This window comes from Pseudomonas syringae pv. cilantro (genome assembly GCF_001293775.1).
GTDB classification, from domain to species: Bacteria; Pseudomonadota; Gammaproteobacteria; order Pseudomonadales; family Pseudomonadaceae; genus Aquipseudomonas; species Aquipseudomonas syringae_P.
This window is the reverse complement of sequence record NZ_LGLN01000043.1, coordinates 1-20,534: the sequence shown is the minus strand read 5'-3', so window position 1 is coordinate 20,534 and position 20,534 is coordinate 1. Positions and strand designations below refer to the sequence as shown.

General features: G+C 51.7%; 20 protein-coding genes and 1 pseudogene. 19 read left to right on the top strand and 2 right to left on the bottom strand.

Annotated features, from left to right (window positions below; genetic code table 11):
• Positions 1-115: 115 nt before the first annotated feature.
• Both ABJ99_RS12860 and ABJ99_RS12855 read right to left on the bottom strand, forming a co-directional pair.
• The gene (locus ABJ99_RS12860; RefSeq protein WP_054086159.1) at positions 116-949 is read right to left on the bottom strand and encodes a hypothetical protein; all 834 of its coding nucleotides are present in this window, start codon (positions 947-949) and stop codon (positions 116-118) included.
• A 170-nt stretch (positions 950-1,119) separates the two neighbouring features.
• A complete protein-coding gene (locus ABJ99_RS12855; RefSeq protein WP_054086158.1) occupies positions 1,120-2,385 on the bottom strand; it encodes a replication initiation protein in 1,266 nt (421 codons plus the stop codon).
• A 977-nt stretch (positions 2,386-3,362) separates the two neighbouring features.
• Here ABJ99_RS12855 and ABJ99_RS12850 point away from each other — a divergent pair.
• From ABJ99_RS12850 to ABJ99_RS12770, 19 genes and pseudogenes are all read left to right on the top strand, one after another.
• The gene (locus ABJ99_RS12850) at positions 3,363-4,118 is read left to right on the top strand and encodes a DotI/IcmL family type IV secretion protein (protein ID WP_054086157.1); all 756 of its coding nucleotides are present in this window, start codon (positions 3,363-3,365) and stop codon (positions 4,116-4,118) included.
• Between the two features lie 12 nt (positions 4,119-4,130).
• Entirely contained in the window at positions 4,131-5,345 is a 1,215-nt protein-coding gene (locus tag ABJ99_RS12845; protein WP_220789597.1) for a DotH/IcmK family type IV secretion protein, read from the top strand.
• A 7-nt stretch (positions 5,346-5,352) separates the two neighbouring features.
• The gene (gene traO, locus ABJ99_RS12840; protein WP_195842904.1) at positions 5,353-6,315 is read left to right on the top strand and encodes a conjugal transfer protein TraO; all 963 of its coding nucleotides are present in this window, start codon (positions 5,353-5,355) and stop codon (positions 6,313-6,315) included.
• A 148-nt stretch (positions 6,316-6,463) separates the two neighbouring features.
• Entirely contained in the window at positions 6,464-6,742 is a 279-nt protein-coding gene (locus tag ABJ99_RS28670) for a hypothetical protein (protein WP_195842903.1), read from the top strand.
• Between the two features lie 23 nt (positions 6,743-6,765).
• Positions 6,766-7,491: a hypothetical protein gene (locus tag ABJ99_RS12835; protein WP_054086156.1), complete on the top strand. Its 726-nt coding sequence runs from the start codon at positions 6,766-6,768 to the stop codon at positions 7,489-7,491.
• Between the two features lie 10 nt (positions 7,492-7,501).
• On the top strand, positions 7,502-8,035 hold the full coding sequence (gene traQ, locus ABJ99_RS12830) for a conjugal transfer protein TraQ (protein ID WP_054086155.1): 534 nt from the start codon (positions 7,502-7,504) through the stop codon (positions 8,033-8,035).
• Positions 8,036-8,054: 19 nt separating this feature from the next.
• Positions 8,055-8,501, top strand: coding sequence for a DUF6750 family protein (locus tag ABJ99_RS12825; RefSeq protein ID WP_054086154.1), 447 nt, complete (start codon positions 8,055-8,057; stop codon positions 8,499-8,501).
• Positions 8,502-8,546: 45 nt separating this feature from the next.
• Entirely contained in the window at positions 8,547-9,272 is a 726-nt protein-coding gene (locus ABJ99_RS27045; RefSeq protein WP_080378142.1) for an HNH endonuclease, read from the top strand.
• A gap of 11 nt (positions 9,273-9,283) precedes the next feature.
• Positions 9,284-12,340 carry a conjugal transfer protein TraU gene (locus ABJ99_RS12815; protein ID WP_054086152.1) on the top strand — a complete coding sequence of 1,019 codons (3,057 nt, stop codon included), beginning with the start codon at positions 9,284-9,286 and terminating at the stop codon, positions 12,338-12,340.
• Positions 12,340-13,584, top strand: a complete 1,245-nt coding sequence (gene traW, locus ABJ99_RS12810) for a conjugal transfer protein TraW (protein WP_054086151.1) — start codon at positions 12,340-12,342, stop codon at positions 13,582-13,584. The genes ABJ99_RS12815 and traW overlap by 1 nt, the downstream gene beginning before the upstream one ends.
• Positions 13,584-14,177 carry a hypothetical protein gene (locus ABJ99_RS12805; RefSeq protein ID WP_054086150.1) on the top strand — a complete coding sequence of 198 codons (594 nt, stop codon included), beginning with the start codon at positions 13,584-13,586 and terminating at the stop codon, positions 14,175-14,177. Before traW ends, ABJ99_RS12805 begins: the two co-directional genes overlap by 1 nt.
• A complete protein-coding gene (locus ABJ99_RS12800) occupies positions 14,174-16,360 on the top strand; it encodes a DotA/TraY family protein (protein ID WP_054086149.1) in 2,187 nt (728 codons plus the stop codon). Before ABJ99_RS12805 ends, ABJ99_RS12800 begins: the two co-directional genes overlap by 4 nt.
• 120 nt (positions 16,361-16,480) lie before the next feature.
• Entirely contained in the window at positions 16,481-16,978 is a 498-nt protein-coding gene (locus ABJ99_RS12795; protein WP_054086148.1) for a hypothetical protein, read from the top strand.
• Between the two features lie 38 nt (positions 16,979-17,016).
• On the top strand, positions 17,017-17,817 hold the full coding sequence (locus ABJ99_RS12790) for a hypothetical protein (protein ID WP_054086147.1): 801 nt from the start codon (positions 17,017-17,019) through the stop codon (positions 17,815-17,817).
• A gap of 27 nt (positions 17,818-17,844) precedes the next feature.
• Positions 17,845-18,057: a hypothetical protein gene (locus ABJ99_RS27040; protein ID WP_080378141.1), complete on the top strand. Its 213-nt coding sequence runs from the start codon at positions 17,845-17,847 to the stop codon at positions 18,055-18,057.
• Between the two features lie 21 nt (positions 18,058-18,078).
• Entirely contained in the window at positions 18,079-18,759 is a 681-nt protein-coding gene (locus ABJ99_RS12785) for a hypothetical protein (RefSeq protein WP_054086146.1), read from the top strand.
• 63 nt (positions 18,760-18,822) lie between these two features.
• Positions 18,823-19,035, top strand: a pseudogene (gene ssb, locus ABJ99_RS12780) (single-stranded DNA-binding protein); the annotation flags it as partial.
• A 255-nt stretch (positions 19,036-19,290) separates the two neighbouring features.
• Positions 19,291-19,620 carry a hypothetical protein gene (locus tag ABJ99_RS12775; protein ID WP_054086145.1) on the top strand — a complete coding sequence of 110 codons (330 nt, stop codon included), beginning with the start codon at positions 19,291-19,293 and terminating at the stop codon, positions 19,618-19,620.
• A gap of 141 nt (positions 19,621-19,761) precedes the next feature.
• Positions 19,762-20,091 carry a hypothetical protein gene (locus ABJ99_RS12770; protein WP_054086144.1) on the top strand — a complete coding sequence of 110 codons (330 nt, stop codon included), beginning with the start codon at positions 19,762-19,764 and terminating at the stop codon, positions 20,089-20,091.
• The last annotated feature ends 443 nt before the right edge of the window (positions 20,092-20,534 follow it).

Genomic DNA, 20,534 nt, shown 5'->3' with positions numbered 1-20,534 from the left:
TTGAGCTGTCGTCGGGGAATCGCTATCATGGAAGAATCCAGACGCTCCTAGACGAGTTCACCCTGGTAGAAGCCCAGATCGGTAGCCGCCGTCTGGGCTTTGTTTTACCTCGGATCTACAAAGATGAGTGATCCGATAAAATGACCATCTCGGAGAGCACACAGATTTCTCCGCGGATTTTAGCCAAAGTACCACGCTGATCACCACGCTCCTTCCTTCCAGCCTCCATTTCTTTGATGTTCTGGTCATAGGTGAAGCTCGAACCTGCCCAGTCGCGAAGTCGAACGAAAGCCCATGCTTCGCCTTCGCGATATTCTCGACTGTAAGCCGCGCTGGTAAGTACATACTCACGGCCGTTTACCTTCACTGTGGTGACAGACGGAACCTTGTCGCCGGCTGAGGAGAATTGCATGCATGACACTGCATATTCCCACCTGGAGTAAACCTCAGGAATGACGGAAACACCGTCACGAAAACTGGGCCGGAAGAAGCAGGAACGCCAAGGCAGAAACTCGGCCCAGTACCGGCAATCACCGGTACTCAACCATCCGTGAACGATGATTGAACCTACACCTTCCACATAGACGCCTATCACATAGGATCGAGGTGCAGTACGAACCTTGCATACCGCACCTGAACCTACAAAGCTTGTTGCCACGGCGTTCAATTCGAGCCACAAGCTGTCATTAAAATGCGCAACAGCGCGCCACTGAGAAGGCCGCTGATCATCGATGGATGCTTGAGACAGCGATTGCTCACTAGCCTCAATACCGAGAAGAAAGAAGGGCATCAATTCCTGTGAAACGGATGAAATGTGTGCCCGAGCCTCGGTCACGAGCCGTTGATACTCGCGGAAATTGAAAGAGGGAACATTCCAAGATCCAGATTCGCTAACAGCGATATCGAAACTGGATTCATCAAAGAACAAACCCATTTGTAACTGGTTCATAAAACACCTGCTCCTAGAACATTGACCTGGTAGCCGCCAGGTGAGCGTCGTGACGAAACGCATAGGATCATGGTACCAAACGCGCATACGTACGTACATACGCAGACCTAACACAGGCAAATGTTTCTGGTGATCAAGATCTCAGTGTGCCGAAACACTCACTGTCATGGTTACGAACTGTCACTTGAGACAATCAAAGGATCGAACAAAGCAGGTAAGGCGTGGAGCATCTCCCCCTGCGGGGTCGAATCCCCACCAGCAGGTATCTGATTGGCACCATACTTAACACACACAGATTTGCTGACCTGGCTCGGCCAGCCTGGTGTTTTCGGTACTGCAGGGGGCGACGTCGTGAAGGGCGGTTGCAGCGCAACCACAACATTCGAGCGTGTCTCGTTAATGACATGACGGTACTTGGCCACCGTCTGCCTGGTGATCCCTGATAGGGCGGCAATGGCAGCGATCGCTAAAGGTTTAGCCTGGCTATGCAGAGAACGGCACGCAGCGCGGATTTTGGATTCTGTGGCTTTATTACGTACTTCATGGGTGCGTTTTGCTGAGAGCTTTTGCCGCTCAGCGAGGGGAGTAGACTTGTCCAGCTCCATGACGCCCCTATGACATCTGCTGTTACCTGTGTAGCGATTCCAGGTCCAACGGCCGACTGATCGGACAGTGGATCGGATCGAGGACAGGGGCAAATCGTCACGGAAAGCACCACGGCCACCAAACTGATTGCTGTTATGGGCATGTGCGGTAAGACGCTGCATGAAATGGTCGTAGCTACCATGCTCACGCTCGTTGTTGACAATGCTGTATGCAAAAAAGCGGAGGTTCTCGAACAGCATGCAGTGCCGAGAATGCGACACGGCATCCAGGTCCGGCCCTTTGCCCCATGGGGTAACCGGTTCAAGCTCAACGCACTCTGCTAAATCGGCGAGCTCATAGACGTTGCTGTGTAATTCCCTCGTATGCCACCAGGGATGACCCGGCGTTTTAGCGACTGGCCCACCATGATACTCAGGATCAGCTTTCAGCCGATCAACGAAAGCCTTGTAAATAGCTTTCATATAGCGAATTGGCTTGTCCCGGGCGCTATCCGAGGTACACACCGGAATGATCGCGTAGTAGAGGTGGCTAGAGCCTGAATGACGATTGCGGACAATCAGGTTCGGAGGTGGGAGACGGGCATCGTCCCAAATGAGGGAGTTAGCGTGATCCAGATCGAAGATGAGCCATGAGACTCGATCTAGCCGATTTACCTGCATGTAGGGATAGCGAATTGCGTGCTCGCGGGGACGCACTCGCATAGCCGTTTTGTTGTCGCTGCATCTAGCCAGATACGAAGCCTCCTCAAAGACTCTGTTGAGGGCAGTATCAGCAACAAAAAAACGTGGGTCGACAGGCGTCTGCAGAGCACCAGGTTTACCCTGATTCATAGCAGATTATCCGTACAGAGGGGCAAGGTAATTTCAGCGCGATAAAAATCGCGGTGTACCTTGCACGCAAAGGCGCAGGTGTCCATAATCGAGCTACCTAATCGGTGAGCCTCACGTCGACTATCTGCCAGGATGAGACGTGATGGCTCTTTTTTTTGCCCGGCGTTTGCCAGGGTGCTTGTTCGTACTCTTTTTCTTCAGCCTGAAAGGCCGATCTCCTCAGAGTGGTTTGTATGGTTTCTAAAGGCCAAAGGCATCCTCGGAAAAGAGGGAAGGGGGTCTACATATCCCAATTAGCCTCTGAAAAATAACTTACGCGGATCTAGATTCCGGCGAAGGCTAGAGCTTGCAAAAGCTTACGTCAACCCACTGTAGCCCGCGTGCGACGTGGCCTTCAGCATTTTCCAGCATGTTATAAATTCTTTTTATTTGTTGATTATGTAAAGCAACGTGGGCGTGTTATGCCATAGCCTATGGTGGCTGCAGGCCGCGTGGATGTTACGTTGACGCTTGACCGTGTGTCGGCGATATACGAATGAAGCGTCGGCGATATACGGCAAAAGTGTCGCCGATGTACGACCCAATGTGTCGGCGATATACGACTCTATCCACAGGCAAATAAATTTTGTCGCCGATGTACGATTTGCGCCTAAATCAACCATCAAGCGTATTAAACGGTCGATCCCCCTCAGTTAAACCGACTCACCCCAAGCAAAGCCCTATGAGGCAGGGAGTTTCGCACCATTTGGGGCGGCAAAATGTCGGCGATATACGACTTAGCTAATGAAACGTCGGTGATGTACGACTGTCCATATCGCCGGCATGGCAGCTATGTGCCACCAATGGCAATTCCGCATCGTCTGCGACGTGAGAACCAAATTTCGCGTGAAGGCCTCGATTTGAGGCTTTCGACATTGAACATTAGCTATTGACCGATTCCGCATCATGGTTAGAATACGGAAAACGGAGGGGATTTAATGACCGAATTGCGAGAGCCAACATCGGAAGTTCAACGCGAGGCAGCGGTTGGCACCGGGAGCGACCAAGGCCGCAAGGAATATGAGCAGGAATTGCTCAACCTTGCGAAGACGCTGCACCAGAACGTCGATGCCACAGACCCGATTGCTCAGGAGCAAAAAGATCGCAAGCGTCTCAGCGATCTTTCCAGCTCCTTTGTGAAGTCAAACATGGTTTTGACATGGGGCCTCGTGGCCTCGGTAGCGCTCAACTTAATGCTGGGTTGGTTCGCTGTTCACCCTGATCGCCAATATTTCGCAGCTGATGGTACGCGGGTGATTCGTCTGGTCCCCCTTTCAGAGCCATATCTAAAACCGGCTGACGTAATCCAATTCGCCCGGGACGCGATCAACCGATCGCTGACAATCAATTTTCAGCAGTACCGCAGCCAGCTGGAAGATGCCCGTGAAGATTGGACTCGCGAAGGCTTTAAGCAATTCCTGCAGCAGCTCGAATCTGGGGGATACCTGGAATCGATTAAAACCAAGCGCATGAACATGACCGTGACCGCAGGTACAGGGGTAATTGTGAGTGACCGCCTTGTCGACAATGTATGGGTTCGCAAGGTTGAGCTTCCAATCGAGATAAAGCTGACAGGACAAGTAACTGAGCAACCAGCTCAGAACTTCATCGCTCTCGTGACAGTTACCCGCATTCCCACACTCGATTCACTTGTGGGCGTAGCCCTCGACAACATCGTCATCAAGCCCCGTTGAGGGAGGAACCATATGAAACGATTTCAGCTTGTAGTGCCGATGCTTGTCTTGGCAGTCAACACAGCGTTCGCGCAAGACGGACAGGCGACGCAAAGCGCTGCCATGCTTCCAGCTGCTGAGCCGCAACCGATGCAACAACAGCAGCAGGCGCAACAACCACAGCAGCAACAACCGGCACCGCCTGTTCCTGGACAGTGGATTCAAGTGAAAGGCCCAGGCACCCCTGCAAATTTCCCAGCGGCGCCAGGCCAAGCGAATACGACCGTGAACCCACAGATGCAAAATGCTTTCCCACAAACAAACTACGGTGCGGGAAATTACGCCGTTGGCGGGCAACCACAGAACCAGCCACAAGCCCAAGCACAGGGGAACGCTGTAAATCAGGCGCAGCAAAATGGTGTCGCACCCATGCCCCCCCTTCAGGCACCGGAGGGTTCAACAGATTTTAATGAGGCCATGAAAGTTGTAGCTCCATTTGCGCCAGGCCAAATTAGGGAGATGCGCGGAAGTCTTGAGGAAACAAGGAAAGCGAAGGCATATCAGCCTGTCAGAGCTATTCCAAGAATTACGAGTGTTTCTGTCGACCTGAGCCCTGGGGCTTCATTGCCGGTATTGCGAGTGATGCCTGGAGAGATTTCTAATCTTGTAATCCTTGACTCCACCGGCGCTCCATGGCCTCTTGCAATCACACCTAGAATTTCTAGAGATGACATCTTTTCAGCCGAGTGGATGCAAGGTTCACACGTAGTGGTGGTGTCAACCACATCCTCATATGAATCAGGAAATATCGCACTTTTTCTACAAGGGTCTACAACGCCCGTTGTCGTAAAGCTCGTGACTGGTGAACCTGACGGAGAGGGTGAGAAATCCCGGATCGTAGATGCACGTTTGGACGTACGCATTCCTGGCCGGGGCCCAAACGCGAAAGCACCGCTGATGGGACCAGGCAAAATTGCTCTCTATGACGACACGCTCCAAGCCTTTCTTGACGGTATCCCCCCCAAGGACGCCCGAGCCGTAGTTGCACATGGCGATGTCCCTACACATACGAAGGTGTGGCAATACAACGGCGACATATTTGTCCGCACTCAGCAAGACATTCAAACGGCGTTTGATCAGAGTTTATCTTCAGGGGATGGGACCAAAGTATATCGGCTCCCTGCAACCCCTTTTGTAACTCTGTCTCAAATGGGCCAGTCAGTTACCATTCAACTTGACATCAACTGAGGTCCATATGAGTACTCAAGCTGATATTGGTCGGCAAACAAAGGTTATTGTTGCGCTAGTAGCACTACTGGTCGTTTGCGGCAGCTACCTTGCTTATACCTATATGCAAAATCGTAACGCAAATAATTCATCTGTTCGGGGAATTACCACAACCGCAAAGGGCACAAAAACGGAAGAAAGCGAACAGTATCGCCAGGTATTGAACCGGTACAACGAGTCTAATGCCAAACAAGCTGAGGCTAATGGCGGTTCATACATGTCGGTTATGTCTGCACAGTCCGTTAAGCCTGACACAACCAGTGCAGGTCAACAACAGCAACCCCAACAAGTAAACTACTATTACCAACAGCCTCCGCAACAACAACAAGTAGTTACTCGAAACAAAGAGTACGACAAGCAAGTTGCTGAGCAGGTTAAAGGCTTGATGTCTGCATGGGTGGAAAAGCCACACGGTTCAGGGAAATTGAGTGGGGACGCCGAAATCATTCAATCGGCCTATGCTCAATCGATCATGCCTACTTCTATGACTGCTACCAGCAGCGCGGGAATTGGTAATCAACGAGGTGCCAATAGCGCAGATGGTGTGAAAGCTCCGGATATTGTAGTCGTTCCCGGCTTTACCCTCGCACCCTCCATCCTCAAAACTGAGATCGATACTGACGAAAACTCTATGGTTCGTGCGGAGATCGCATCCGGTCCGTTCGCAGGAGCCGTTTGCTTCGCTATGGGCTACAAGCGTATTAACGAAACGGTGGATATGACGTTTAGTTATATGGAGTGGAAAGGGCATTCCTATAAGATCGCTGCTAAAGCGGTTGACCCAGATAGCATGAGGACTGCCCTTTCGGGAGAAGTAAACAACCGTTACTTCGAGCGAATCAAGATCGGAAGAGCGTCGNAACCGTTACTTCGAGCGAATCATTCTTCCTGCCCTTGCAATTGCAATTGGCAAAACAGGTCAACTTTATGAGCAGGGCAGCGCTCAAAACATTATTACAAGTCAGGGTGCAGTGATTTCGACCTATCCCGAAACACCTAACGGGGGGGCCGTAGCTGGAACATTTGCTGGTGGCATAGGGCAGCAGGCGGGCAAGGTACTTGCGAATGACGGCGCTAACATGCCTCAGAAGCAGGTAATCAGACCTTTAAATTCCACTATCGGTATTCAATTTATCGGCCCGGTTATGGCTAGTGATGCGCTGGACAAAAATGCTATTCAAGCGAACCAGAAAGATGAATTGAACACTCTGAGCCAACCAGCTGGCCAACCAAAAGCACAATACCGCCTACCGCCTAGTGCGACAGGCAGCGGTGAGGCTGAGGGCATGAGCAACGGTTATCCCGGCTTTACACCTGGCCTTGGCCAGCCAAACACCATGAACTCGACTCGCTACTGAGTCAACGCTGAAAGGATGCCAACATGACAACACAGACAGCGGGCGAAATTGATGTATTTGCATCTCCAGCCCCAAAAGCAGGCGTGGTTGAACCGGACACAGATCCGAAACCGAAGCAGGATCCTGCGCCCAAAAGAAGAATAAATACGTATGTTGAAAAAGTGAAGCCCTGGCATTTCTTTGTGGTGCTCGTGGTCATCGCAGCTATCTGGATCTTCGCGCCGAAGTTAATCCGTTCCAATTCTTCGTTTTCGCAAGGGCAACAATCCAGCACCCAAACTGCCCAGCCACAATACGGCTCATATGAGCGTTCAAAAGCCGCACCGTTAGATGAACCTCAGAGACCCGTACCTGTAAGTCAACAAGTTGAAATGATCCAACTTAAAAGTGAATTGGAGACGTTTTCCAAAATAGCGTCAGAGTTTCAGAGTCAAGTCCGAGAACTTCAGGGCCAAGTCCTAGAGCTTCAGGCCAAAGTAGCAGTGCTAGAGTCTCGGCCTTCTGATACTTCAAACAAGCCTAAAGAAAGAATACAAGCAGCGCGTAACCAGTCTGCTGTTTCGGCAAGTAACACTTCTAAGGCGCTGAGTGGATACAGCGTTAACACAGTGTACGCGGATCAAGCTTGGCTGGTACACGACCAGCGAACTTTCGTTGTACAAGTCGGTGATGCTTTTGATGATATCCGGGTTCTCCGCATAGATCCGGTATCTCGCCAGGTTGTTACAAACCTTGGCGTGATCCGCTAAGGAGTAAGGTATGGATCTCGCGAGCATGATCATTGCGGCAGCGAACTCGCTGACCGGAGTGATGTGGGCACTACTGTGGAGCCTCGGAGGGTTGGTCGGCTTCGTGTACTCAGGAATGGTGCTTCGCAGGATGCAGCTCGCCAGTGTTGAGCCAGGCCGTCGCCCAATATCTGCTGGCGGCACCGTGATGGTTCTCATTATTGGGGCACTACTTTTCAACTTATCGGGGACTATTGGGACCGTCTGGACGACTTTCTCAGAGGGTCAGGCAAATTACGGCGCAATCTCTTGGAGCGGTGCGGAGCAATTTGGTAAATTTAAGGAGGCCGTAAATGCGGTGCTGACCCTCGCCAGCCTTGCAGGGGGGTTCTTCTGTTTTAAAGGATTGCTGCTCTTGAAAAAAGCAAGCATTGATGGAGAATCCTCAAACGGTGCTGATGATCTGATATGGCGTGCTTTGACCCATTTGATCGCAGGCGCGGCACTAGTTCATGTAGACAAAATGATCGATGCGTTTCAAGAAACATTTAAACTTTATTGGTAGTTCAAAACGGAGAGTCGTTATGAAATTTAAAGCGTTCGAATTAGTCGGCGATGTTTTACGTAAAGCTCACCTACACCTGATTACCAAAACCGACGAATACAGCCGGCACCCGGTGCAACGTCGAATCATGATGGCGAGCGCTGGAATTACCATGACAACCATGTTTGTCGCGCAAGCACATGCTGCGGGCTTAGCTGACATGGGGACCACGGCAGCGGAACAGGGCGATTCACTGAAAGACAGTTTCGGAAAGCTCTTTGCAGTATTGGGGTTTGGTGGTGCTGGCTGGGGAGGCATGAACATGTGGAAAAAAACCCAGCAAGGCGAGAACAGTCGAATCACCGGTACTCAGATCTGGGGCCCGCTTTTAGGTGGGGCCGCTCTCGGCGCAACTGGCTTCATGATGACTACTGCAGGTGAAACTGTCGGTATCGCTGCTGGCCAGCAGGGCGTTGTACCAGGTTAACCAACTGCAAGAACTGGCAGTCTGAAAGACTGCCTTGGAGGTTTGATGAGCAGCGCAGATATTCACCCAGACATGGTAGTCCCCGACGTCACGCTCGGTCGCAACTTTGAACGTCCAGCACTGCCAGGTATGACTTTCTCAACCAAAGCGCTGGTTTGGGGTGATAAAGAACCAGATTCTACTGAGCCTGGAAAGAAATCCTTGAGCCTCGAATTGCGAACCGAGGTTTTACGCGAAAGCAAACACCGTTGCTACTTTTGTGGATTTCCTACGCAGAGTTTGGAAATTCACAACTTGAACCACAACCACCAGGATGTGCGCAAGGAAAATTTGCGCGCCGTAGATTCTCTGTGTCATGGATGGCAGCATCTTGGGGAACTGGGGGAGGGAAACGCATTCATCGTGTACCTTCCAGGACTCATTGCTCAAGATGTTAATCACCTTCAGCGATGCATATTAGTTGCCTTAGAAACAGGCGATGATTCAACCAAGTCTGATGCTAAGAAATTGCTAAACTGGCTGGCTTCACACAGACAATATACCGAGGCGGCGTGGGGAACTTTTGAGCCAGTTGTATTTGCTAGCGCGCTAATAAAAATGGAGGGTGTAGGGGCCGATGTCCACGGTGTTGTTTTTAGAGACCTTGCGGTAATTTTTAACCCTGGGACCTACAGCGTAAGCGCTAAAAAATGGGCTCAAGATGCTTATAAAGCTTCACCTACAGCATCTTGGCCAAATGTGTATCACGACATAATTAATGCGCCGAGCTGAAGGGGACGGGTATGGGAGTTTTGGAGAAATGCGTAGATGCTGTTGAGGGTGCGATTGAGTACCTTGCGCGACATCTCATCAATAAAGACATGACAAGCTACTGCGAATTGATGACTGCAGTAGGTGTGACCGATGAAGACATTCGGCGTTCTCCAGACCTGAAGGACCCGTACACTTTGGTCAATAATGGATACTCGCTACTTACAGTTTTCGACCTCCAAGGTACCTTTCAGATGCTGTCAGAGCACGAATTTGCAGCAATGATCGAATCGTTACGAGTTCGAATGACCGGCTATATGAAGCGTTATGGACATTCGTTGACATTTTCATTTGAGAGGGATCCTGAGCGAGCTAAGGATGAACTAATGAGGCTCGCTGAGCCTTTACTGAACACAGCTCGTCGTATTGGTCTCGAAACCGAGGACATTATTCTAGACCGCGTAATGCGAAACTATCCTCTGTGCTCGTGGGAGCAGAATATCCTCGTTGTATATACGCATCTGAATGCTATGAGTTCGGAAGAACAAAAGCGCGAGTTGAATGCGCTCACCAAGAGCTTGGCGAAGCATGATGTACCCCGTATGCAGTATGGACAAAACCCTGCATTTGCTCTTTCAGCTTTGAAATATCGCCATGACACAATGATCAAGCGAATACAGGATGATTTCGCAAACTGCGGCGTTGACGGGCAAAAAGGGATCATGATGAAGCCTCTGAATGCGCACGAAGCTGTGAAGCGCGTCCGAATCATGATAAATCGTGAGGGAACTTCCCAAAAGTTTCGTCCGACCCTACTTGGGGATCGCCACATACCGAGCGGGCCTGAACGATCTGACGATTATTCAGATCTGGTTCCTCCTCGTTTGAGCTATCAAATCTGCAGCAACAATGTAGAGCCTCATGGAAATTTTATTCGAACCAGCAGCCTTTGGCACGGTTCCTTGGGTATGGAGCTAGGGCCGCAGGATCCACTCCCATTTAAAGAGCTTTTTTCTGCAGTTGATCAGGTGGTCCCCTGGCGAATTCGATTTGACCTAAACCCCTGCGGCCTTCATGAGGTGCGTGTGCGACGCATGGTTGCCGGGTTTGTAGGAGTTCTGCCGAGCAATCACTCTATACGTGAAGCTTTCGCTTATTTAGAAAAGCTCCAAAAAGAAGAGGCCGTTCTTTCGATGAAAGTGACAGCTTCCACATGGGCTGAGGACGAGAACACGGTAAAACAGCGCATGTCATCCTTGGAAAAGTCACTTCAATCGTGGGGTACGTGCCAGGTTAACCAGAATCATGGCGATCCTATGGCGGCGCTCGCATCTACCATCCCTGCATTCACTACGAAGAACCCTGCAAATCGACTGCTGCTCCCTCTAAATGAAGCATTGGGTATGCTCCCTCTTCAGCGGCCTGCGACTCCTTGGGCTGAGACCGGTTCGTGGATCCTCAGGACTCCTGAGGGCAAAATCTATCCAGTGGGTCTGGGTAGCACTATTCAGGACACATGGATCGACCTCGTTTCGGGTACTCAAGGTTCCGGCAAGTCTGTAACCGTGAACACTATGAACAGCGCAACGATCCACCGTCCAGGGGCAATTCAACTCCCATTGATGACTATCGTGGACGTTGGCCACTCTTCATCTGGATTGATCCAGGTAATTCGAGATTCGCTACCTGAGCATCGAAAAAACGAAGCAGTGTTCCTTAAGCTGCAAAATAGCATTGACTATGCAGTTAACCCGTTCGATACGCAGTTAGGTGCCCGCAATCCTACCAATCGGGAACGTGAATTCCAAGTTGACTTCCTTAATCTGCTTTGCACCGACACAGAACTAGGCCGGGCACCTGCTGAGGTTTCCCGTGTCAACGAGCGCTTAGTGACACTGGTTTACGACGACAGAGCTGAAAAAGGGGCGATTCAATACGAACCTGAGGTTGTTCCATTGTTGGACAAGATCCTCTTGGAAGCAGGAATTTTGGCGGAGCATGACGAAAAATGGTGGTCTACTGCCACCTGGTACGAAGTGACCGACATGCTGTTCGCGGCCGGATATGTCCAGGAAGCAACCATCGCCCAACGGCAAGCATCGCCGGTACTTTCCGATTTTAACGCCATGTTGAACAACGAAAGTATTAAACAAATGTTTGGGGCCGTGCACACAAAGAGTGGTGAGCCATTGCTCGCCTATATGTCACGTTGTTTTGTGGTCGCCACAACCACTTTCGCTTTGTTCTCCCGCCGTACCCGCTTCGATCTTGATGCTACAACTCGAGTTATTTCAATCGACCTAAATGACGTCATTGGGTCTAAAACAGCTGAAGGTGCTGTCAAAACCTCTTGTATGTATCTTTTTGCTAGGCAGCTCGCCGCTAAGAACTATTTCTTACGCCGAGAGGAGTTACTGCAAGTAGTTCCTGAGCTGTATGCGGAATATCATATCAAACGAGCGGACGACATTGCTTCGCAGCAAAAGATTATTGCCTATGATGAGTGGCACAACACTTATGGCCTTGAAGCTCCGGTTCAAACCATCATTAAAGATGGTCGAGAAGGTCGTAAATGGGGTATCCGAATTATTGCGATCTCCCAATTCATGAACGACTTCCCTCAACCTCTTTTAGATGCATCAACGTCGGTGTACGTGCTGCGCGGCGGGAACCGGAGTGATGAAAATGTTCTTCGTGAATCTTTTCAGGTTTCCGACCAGACCATTAGCGAGCTTCATCGAAAATGCGTTGGCCCGACAGCGGAAGGCGCGAACATGCTTGCCATTTTCAAAACCAACCAGGGCACCATCACGCAGATCCTCACTAACACCACCGGTGCATTGGAACTATGGGCCTTTTCTACTACCCAGCAGGACGTTTCATTACGGACCGCGTTATACAGCCGACTGGGCTCAATAGCGGCACGTAGAGTACTCGCCGCCAGATTCCCCCTCGGTACTGCAAAAACCTACATTGAACAGCTGGAACTGCAGGCAGGCGCTGAACAGGGAAAGTCGGTTGTCATGAACCTCGCTGATGAGATGACAGCCGAGTACCGAGCAAGCCGCACAGCAGGAGCAAATATCTAATGAACGTACTCAAGTTTTCCCCCCTTGCGTTTGCGATGCTGACGGTAGGAATGTTCGCCTCCAAGCCTGCATACGCGATTTGCGATGGGTGTGTGGTTGGCGCTGTGGAAACAGCAAATCTCAGCATCACATTGGCAGTGAACGCAACCACAGCTGCTGTGGGCGCAATGGCGACGTCAGTGAATACGATGCTGTACCAGGTCGGTACCGCGGTGACTCAAGGCAGCAGTAAAGTTGCTAACACGGTCGAAACTGCGGCCCGGGTTGAGCGGGAGTTCGCAGCGACTCAGGAAAAAAACCGACGTTATGAGGACGCACGTCAGCGTTACTACGTCTCCAACGCCATTTGCAGCGAATCTGCTTCTGGAGGTGCTATCGATGTCAAAGCAGGTGTTGCCGCAATAAAAACTACCATGAGGTCTGGTGGCGGCGGCAAAACTGAAAACCGCAAAATTGCTCAGGCACTGACTTCGCCGGCACCACCCAGCGAGGTCGATTCCATGCGTTCTGCAAGTATCCACGCTGACTACTGCGACACAGATGACTACGCAGCGTATGGTGGGGCCAGCGCATGCCCGAACGTTTCAACAACAATGCCCGGAGCTGACAAGCGCCTTGATTCCGTAATGATCGGCGCCGGTCCTAACGGCAAGAGTGCAGATCTCACCTTCTCCCAAGAACAGACCGACGCTGCGCAGATGTATACCCAAAACTCTGCTCGGCGATCGATCGGCAGTCAACTACGCAAAGGTGAAGCCGAAAGCGAAGCTGGCTCGCAGTACATCGGACTCATGAATCAGTACAACTCGATCCTTTCGGCGGCTACTGATCCACAGGACCAGCTCGTCGCTGATAGCCAACCCAATCCAGCGACCAAAGATTTGCTTGTCGACACGCTCAAGTCGTCCTCGGCGCAGGCCTATTACGCCAAAACTGCGTCTTCGCAGGCGAAAGCAACCGGCACAATGTCGGCCAGGGAATTCGAATCGTTTGAAGTTGGACGCCGTTACGCCAATACCGAGTACCAGGCTGATTTGCAGAACATGGAAGGTGACAACCTGCTCCGTGAGCAGATCCGGGTGCAGTCGCAAACGAACTGGTTGCTGCTCGAGCTTCGTAACGACGTCCAGCGTGGAAATGTGATCAACGGGTTAAACCTCGCAAGCGGCGCTCGCTCGGAGTTTGAGCCGATGTTGAGCCAAAAGTACCGGGCTGTATCTGGCCATATGGGAGGTAGCCACTGATGACGGAACAACAGCCATCCAAGTCGAAGCAAGCCGCGTCTATAGCCATGCGCATTATTTTCCCATTCTGGTCGATGAAGCAGACCGTGCAGCTTGCTAAGCAGGAAGCAGCCAAGACAAAAGAGAACTGGGCAACCATCACAGAAATGTCTGCAGAAGCTAAGCGAGCGTTGTTGCGCGGCGATGACGAGGTGGCCACCGAACGTGAGCCAATGACGTTCGACGACGCGATTGCCAACCGTAAACCAGGTGCGATGTCTGTTGAGCAACTGCATATCTTCTTCCTGCGCCGGAAGCGCGCTGCGCTGCTCGCTGGTTCAATTTTTTGGCTGCTGGGGCTGCTCGGTATTTTTAGCGGCTGTATCGATGGCTCCATAAAAACGATCATCCAAAGTCTTTTGTCGATTGCAGCTGCATCCCCTCTTTTGTTCGCGCTCGCATTGAGCGCTCAGTTTCGGATGTGGCAACTGGAAACCCGACGCCTGTCTGCGGCCGAGCACGGGGGGTTTAGTGACTTTCTGGAAGAAAACCCGAACTGGTTGCTGAAAACGCTGAACCCTCAGTACGGCAAAACCAATGGAGCACGGCTATGAAAGCGATTGCGAGTAAGAGCTTTTGGCTTCTGGTTACCTGGCTTGTATCACTGCCAACCTGGGCGGCGGATGGCACGACTATTAGCGAGATATCAGCCGCTGCGAAAAGGACAGGCGATAAATCCCGGGAAGCATTGGTGTCGATTTACGGCAATGTTGTAAATAACCCGTTGGCTGGGGGAGACACGAGCGGCGATACCATTCTTGCAAGCATTTTTCAGGTCTTCAATGGCGCGCTGCTGGTGGTAGGGGCTATTTGGGCTTGCTATATCGTCTTCCGCAAGCTGACACGTACGGCTCATGACGGCTCGGTCTTCGACAAACAACAGACAACGATCTGGGGGCCTGTGCGACTTGTCTGGGGTTTGGTCTCATTGGTCCCAACGGCCAGTGGCTGGTCGTTATCCCAACTGCTGATGCTCTGGGGAGCCTCCGTAATGGGCATAGGTATTGCTAACCTCGGCGTCGATAGCGCTATGGAAGCTTTTACCGACGGCACCTCCATGGTTGTACAACCAGTCATGCCCTCGACAGTGGGCCTTGCGCACAGCGTCTTCGAGGCAAATCTATGTCTTCACGGTATCAACGCAGGCATCGCTCAGGCGCAGGCGAGCGGTGCTTTAGTTACCCAAAATGGATACGTACAGCAATCTGCCACCCAAAGCGGTTTTATTCTGAAGAACTCAAGCTTCGTTTGCGGTGGGGCTGACATTCAAGGCGATCTGGAACCTCAGTCCGTTTCCACTGACTGGTTCGGCGGTACCATCGATGTATCAGACATTCGTCAAGCTCACCTGGCTGCACTGCAGGCAATGCAGGCAACACTCAGTACTAGCGCTCAGAACTTCGTTAATGCGGTGATCCAGCGTCAATCAGGGCAAACCACCTCCCTTCCTGACGTGGAGATGGCCGTCCAGTCTGCATCGCAGGCGTATGAAAACTCCGTCAACAGCGTAGCAGCTACCAAACAGGGAAATATTGGTCAGCTGGCCAGCAAAATGAATTCAAGCATCAAAGAGGCAGGATGGTGGACGCTGGGGGCCTGGTATCAGACGTTCGCACAAGCAAACACTAAGCTTTCGGATGCTATGGCTGCAAAAGCGTCTGTGTTCGGAATGTCATCTGGTGGAGATCCTGCAATCGTGAACGTCTACGCCTCATCAATGGCGGCGTACAAGGCGCAACAGGAAACCTCTACCTGGACTAGTACCTTGGGTACTCAATCCAGCGGTGACTATTCCAAAGGGGCTGGTGGTGCCGATGCGGGGAGCATCATTGGCAGTATCTTTTCCGCGCCAGGCCAACGTATCGTCAATTATCTGGTCGACGTCAACGCCGGCGGCGAAGGCATGGGCCAGCTAAATCCTTTGATCAAGATGAAGAACCTCGGCGACTACACGATGGTAGCGGCCGAGACAGCTCTAGGTGGATACGTAGCTGCAAAGACCCTTGAAAAGGTCAAAGATGGCTGGAGTGTCGCCGGCGCCTTCTCGAAAGTTGCGAATGCAGTCACCTCTGTCGGTGATGCGCTTTCGGGCGTGCTTGGTGCTGTTGGCCCCTTCATCATTGTGCTCATCATCGCCTTGTTCATCTTGGGCGGGACGCTCTCTACCTATTTGCCGATGGTCCCCTTCATCATCTGGTTCGGAGCAGCTGTTAATTGGCTGGTTGTGGTTGGCGAGGCAGTTATAGCTGCACCTCTTTGGGCTATCACTCACCTGAACGGTGAGGGCGATGGTATGGGGCAAAAGACAACACATGGTTACATCTTTCTGCTCAACGTGATGGTGCGGCCGATCCTGATGGTTCTCGGGTTCTTCCTCGGTGGCGCAGCACTTATCGCTGGCGGCACGCTGCTAAACCAGTTGTTTGGGGTGGCGTTGGCGAATGCGCAGTTTGACTCGACTACGGGGCTGTTCTCGATCATTTTCTTCCTGACAATCTACTGCTCGATGTGCTTAAACCTGGTTCACAGCTGCTTCAACCTGATCATGATTGTCCCGGACCAGGTGATAAACTGGGTAGGAGGCCACGCTTCGGCAACCATGGGTCGTGATGACAATGAGAAGATGAAGAACGCCTTGAACGTGTTCGGCAATAAGCTCGAACATCTCGCGCCGAAACCGGGACCTTCTGGAGGGCCGAACAAAGGTACAAAAGCTGGTGACGGTATAAAATCGTAGCAATGACAAACGGGGCCTCATGGCCCCGTTATCAATAGGGCTTTGACCTGTCAAGTGGTCGTGGTAGAATAAAATTAATTATTCCGTATCGTGTATCTGATACGAAAAAAGGAGATCATTATGAATATTGCATGGTGGGTTCTTCGACCGTTTTACCTAATGGGCCTGGTGCCGGTCCTTCCGGTGGCTTTGATCGCGTGCTTCGATTACCGCCGTGACCCTGAGGTAGCAGGCACGTTGATTGTGGCTGGACTGCTCTACGCTGCGCTCGGGTATTTTTTGTTCGCTGTCGCACCTGGCATGTTGCGACGCCGTCTGGAGCGTCAGGTAGAAAGCTTCAAAAGTGAAGGTTTTAAGCCACGTTACGAAGCTATCTCGGTGGCCTACAACCGGTATGTAGGCTTTGATCCGGTGGCTAAAAAAGCCTTGTACGTCGACATCAGCACCGGTGGTGTGATGGTGGATTTCGACCAGATAGATAGCTGGGAGCTTGGCCCGGACCAAAGTCCTCATCCGCTACTCAAGCTTGTTACACGCCTTCCAAACCTCAGGGAGATTGGTGTGAGAATCAATCGTCCAGGAGCATGGAAGTCCGATATGCATACGTTGTTCGGGTGAGCCGTACAAACGATCTACTCAAAGGAATGGAGCTTTCCATGAAGTTTAAAATGACTGCGCTGTCTCTCGCAGCCTGCTGTCTCATGGTCGGATGTGACAAGGCAAACACAGAACAAGCGGCGAGCGCTGGCTCCTCAGGTTCTTCATTGCTCAACAGCCCTAAAGTCAGCAGAGCGTCACAGTCTAATGCCCCAGTTGAGACACAGGCCCAGAGACCTGCTGACGCTTCAGTGCCCCTGAGTGGGTACGTCGACCTCAATACTTTTGCTGGCGGTCAGGCGCTCACGTACCTGGTGCTGGCCAAGTCTCCGAGCGGCACGACAACTGACCAGAAACTGGGATGGTTATCACCGGAATATCAAGCCACCTCCGATGCTTTCAAAAAACGGGATATCGAAAAGGCTAAGTGGCCGGTGATACAGGAGCAGCTGAACGAGTACGCCAAAAACGATTACTACTCTATTCCGATAAAAGCCGCTTCGGTAGCTGAGGGATTGGGTTTGCAAAACGTGGTTGTGGGGCCCTACGACTTCACGAGCTCTTCATTTCCGATCACCAGCTACGGCCAATACTGCTGGGCTAACCCGGTGCGAAATAATGCGGGAATGAACTTGCAAATCAAGCCATCCCAGTTCCCCTGCAGTATAAAAGTCTCAGACCAAAATCAAGCCCGGGAGATCGAGCAGGCGAGGGCGCAGGGCACCCTAGATCTGCGAGGTACCCTGTACCTGTACATTCCGAGTTCGTCGGGTATGACTGCAGCTGGAGAAGTTGTGCACGGTGTTATCGAGCTGCGCGATCGTCAGTCTACCAAAGTGTTAACGACCGTAAAACTGTGATGGCCACCATATCACTCGGAGGTGCATATGAAGCAATTAGTGAGCCGCGAGCCTTGGTGGGAGCTTCCTCCGAAGGTTGGGCAAAATGAAAAGGACTGCAGTTGGGGATACCTAGAGCAATACGACGATGGTTCGTTCAGGTTCGACAACACCCAAAGACCAAGCGATGAAGAAATTCGTAACCGCAAAGGCTGCAGGTCCAACCCGAATCGTGAAGTCGTCCCCCATCAGAACGATTGAGCAAATTTGAAAGGAACACCGATGAGTGCATTGAGCGTACAAGACTGGCAGGCTGTCCTGAAGGATATCGCAGACCAAAAACGTCATAGGCTGACCGGAAGTGAATACAAGGACCTGGTGGGCTTGATCGATGCACAGCCGAAGGATGTAGAGAACCTGGTGCAGACCAGAAAACTCATTGCCCAGTTGGCCCAACACCAAGGGCCTGAGGCTCCAGCGCCGTTCCGGGATCCTAGCCATAACCTCGCTTTCCAAGTTGAATCATTGCCGGCAGCGCCTGCAGTAGGTGATGAGCGACTGCGCGAGAGAGTGATAAGCGGTTCACGAGTTTTCGCATCCCGCGAATACAACCACACCTCAGAAGCTGCGCAACTCAATGAGCGTGGCGAGATGGGACGACTGGTGCATGGGCATCGCCTCGATATCATGCACAACACTGAAGGACCTGGTGATAGGTTCGACGTGTTCCTGGTCAAAACGTCTACTCACATTCCATACAGCACCGGTATCCCTAGTAAACCAGTAGATGGTGAGCGCAAGCCGCACGGGGAATTCCATTCATTCGCCGAGGCAGGCACAAGCATCGATGAGACAATAGGTGTCAAACGTCATTCTCAGCTGATCCGCGAGCGGCAAGCTGAACACGGCATCCACAACAAGGAAGCGCCTCCTGCAATTTCAAAGGCACCGCGGCCAGCATAAAAAACACGTATCCAAACAATGCAATAGGTACATCACAACCGATTATCATAAGGAGCAATCAACATGGCAAGAGGTGTTAATAAAGTCATTCTAGTAGGTACGTGTGGCCAGGATCCCGAAGTTCGCTACTTGCCTAACGGTAACGCCGTGACCAACCTGAGTCTGGCAACCAGCGAACAGTGGACTGACAAGCAGTCCGGTCAGAAAGTCGAAAAGACCGAATGGCACCGCGTGTCGCTGTTCGGCAAGGTCGCTGAAATCGCCGGCGAATACCTTGCATTGTCAGCCACGTTGGTGCCCGCAACTGATATCGCCCACGCAGGTGCATCACATCTCGACAGGGATGAGTACAACGCGTTGGTAAGAGGATTGGGCAGGTTGGGGCCTGAGCAGTGCAAACAGCTCTTTAGCGATCTGGATCCCCCAGAGGCGGCACACCTGTTTGAGGCCGCTGTTGTGAAGGTGCTCGATCACCTCATTGAGGCAAGAGAGATCCACTGACCAGATACTGAATCGCTCGAGGAAAATCAGATGCTATTTCGTTTTGAAGCGTCGACCTTCGTGAATAACACCAAAGCTGAAACCGACAACGGCGACTACGACGCTGGTACTCGGGCCGAGCTTGCACAGCTGAGGAACCTGCACCCGGAGATTGCGCATTGGGGGGATATCGCCCTTTTCTTCGCATGGAACGGGTATTCCGAAGACTGCTGGATGAGTTCTTGGCATTCCATCGCGCAGCGGAATGAGAATTTCCTCAACTACCTGTGCTGGAAGCAGACTCGGGGTGAATACCCTCGCGGTGCAGGCGATGAAATCGCCGATGAAGCCAGCGAATGGAAGACCCCAGCGATTCAATAGACATTTTCGCCTTGGCGTCATTCGCTAACCAGCAAGCCTCAACAACTTCACGGAAAATCCCGCTGCACACCACGGCCCTTGATTGGGCCTTTCGCGGTAACGGGATGCGGCGTTTCGCATCCGCGAAGATCGAGGTCACCTATGACACCAAAAGAATTCACCACCACGTTGAAGACGGCCACCCCGAAGCAGCTTGAGTCATTGGATCAAGCGCACTGGCGCTACATGAGTTTGATCGGAATCGTTTCTGACGTGCTTCCCCTTGACGTGGTGGCCGCCGATCAAAAGGCTTACCCGGAGTTCATCAAGAGCGAGAACGATCTGCCGGTTTTTAACGACGCAGATTGCAAGGCGTTCATGATGGCAATAACAGGGCTCTCCCCTGCATTTTGCGAGGCTTGGAAGGACAAAGACTATTACCAACTGCATCGTGAGACTGTGCAAGAAACAGTAGCCAGGTCAGGAGCCTGAAGTTCGAGGAAAACGCTCAGCTGCACCTTCAAGCCCTGGCCTAAAAAACCGGGGCCGACGACGTAGAAAAAGACCACTTGCGGCCTTGGTATCTGTAACGACCTGCAATCGAAATGGCCTCGACCTGCAATCATCGAGTTTTTCGACCGGGATTGATTGCGTCTATTCGAGCCAGCAAACCGGGATTATTTGCGAATGAACCTGCATTCATCTGGTTAGACCTGCAATCGACCGTCATGAACCGGAATTATTTGCGAGTGACCACTCGCCGTTTCTGTCTCATTTAAGTACACCCTTGCGGGACACGTGTCTGAGGCGTTTTTTATGTCTCAATAGGGTTGATTTTCATTTTTGATATAGTACTTTCACAAAATCTAGAGCCTAAAGAGACAAAAGCGCTATTGGGGTAGAGGACTGAATCTTGTGACCGCCACTATGGTGCT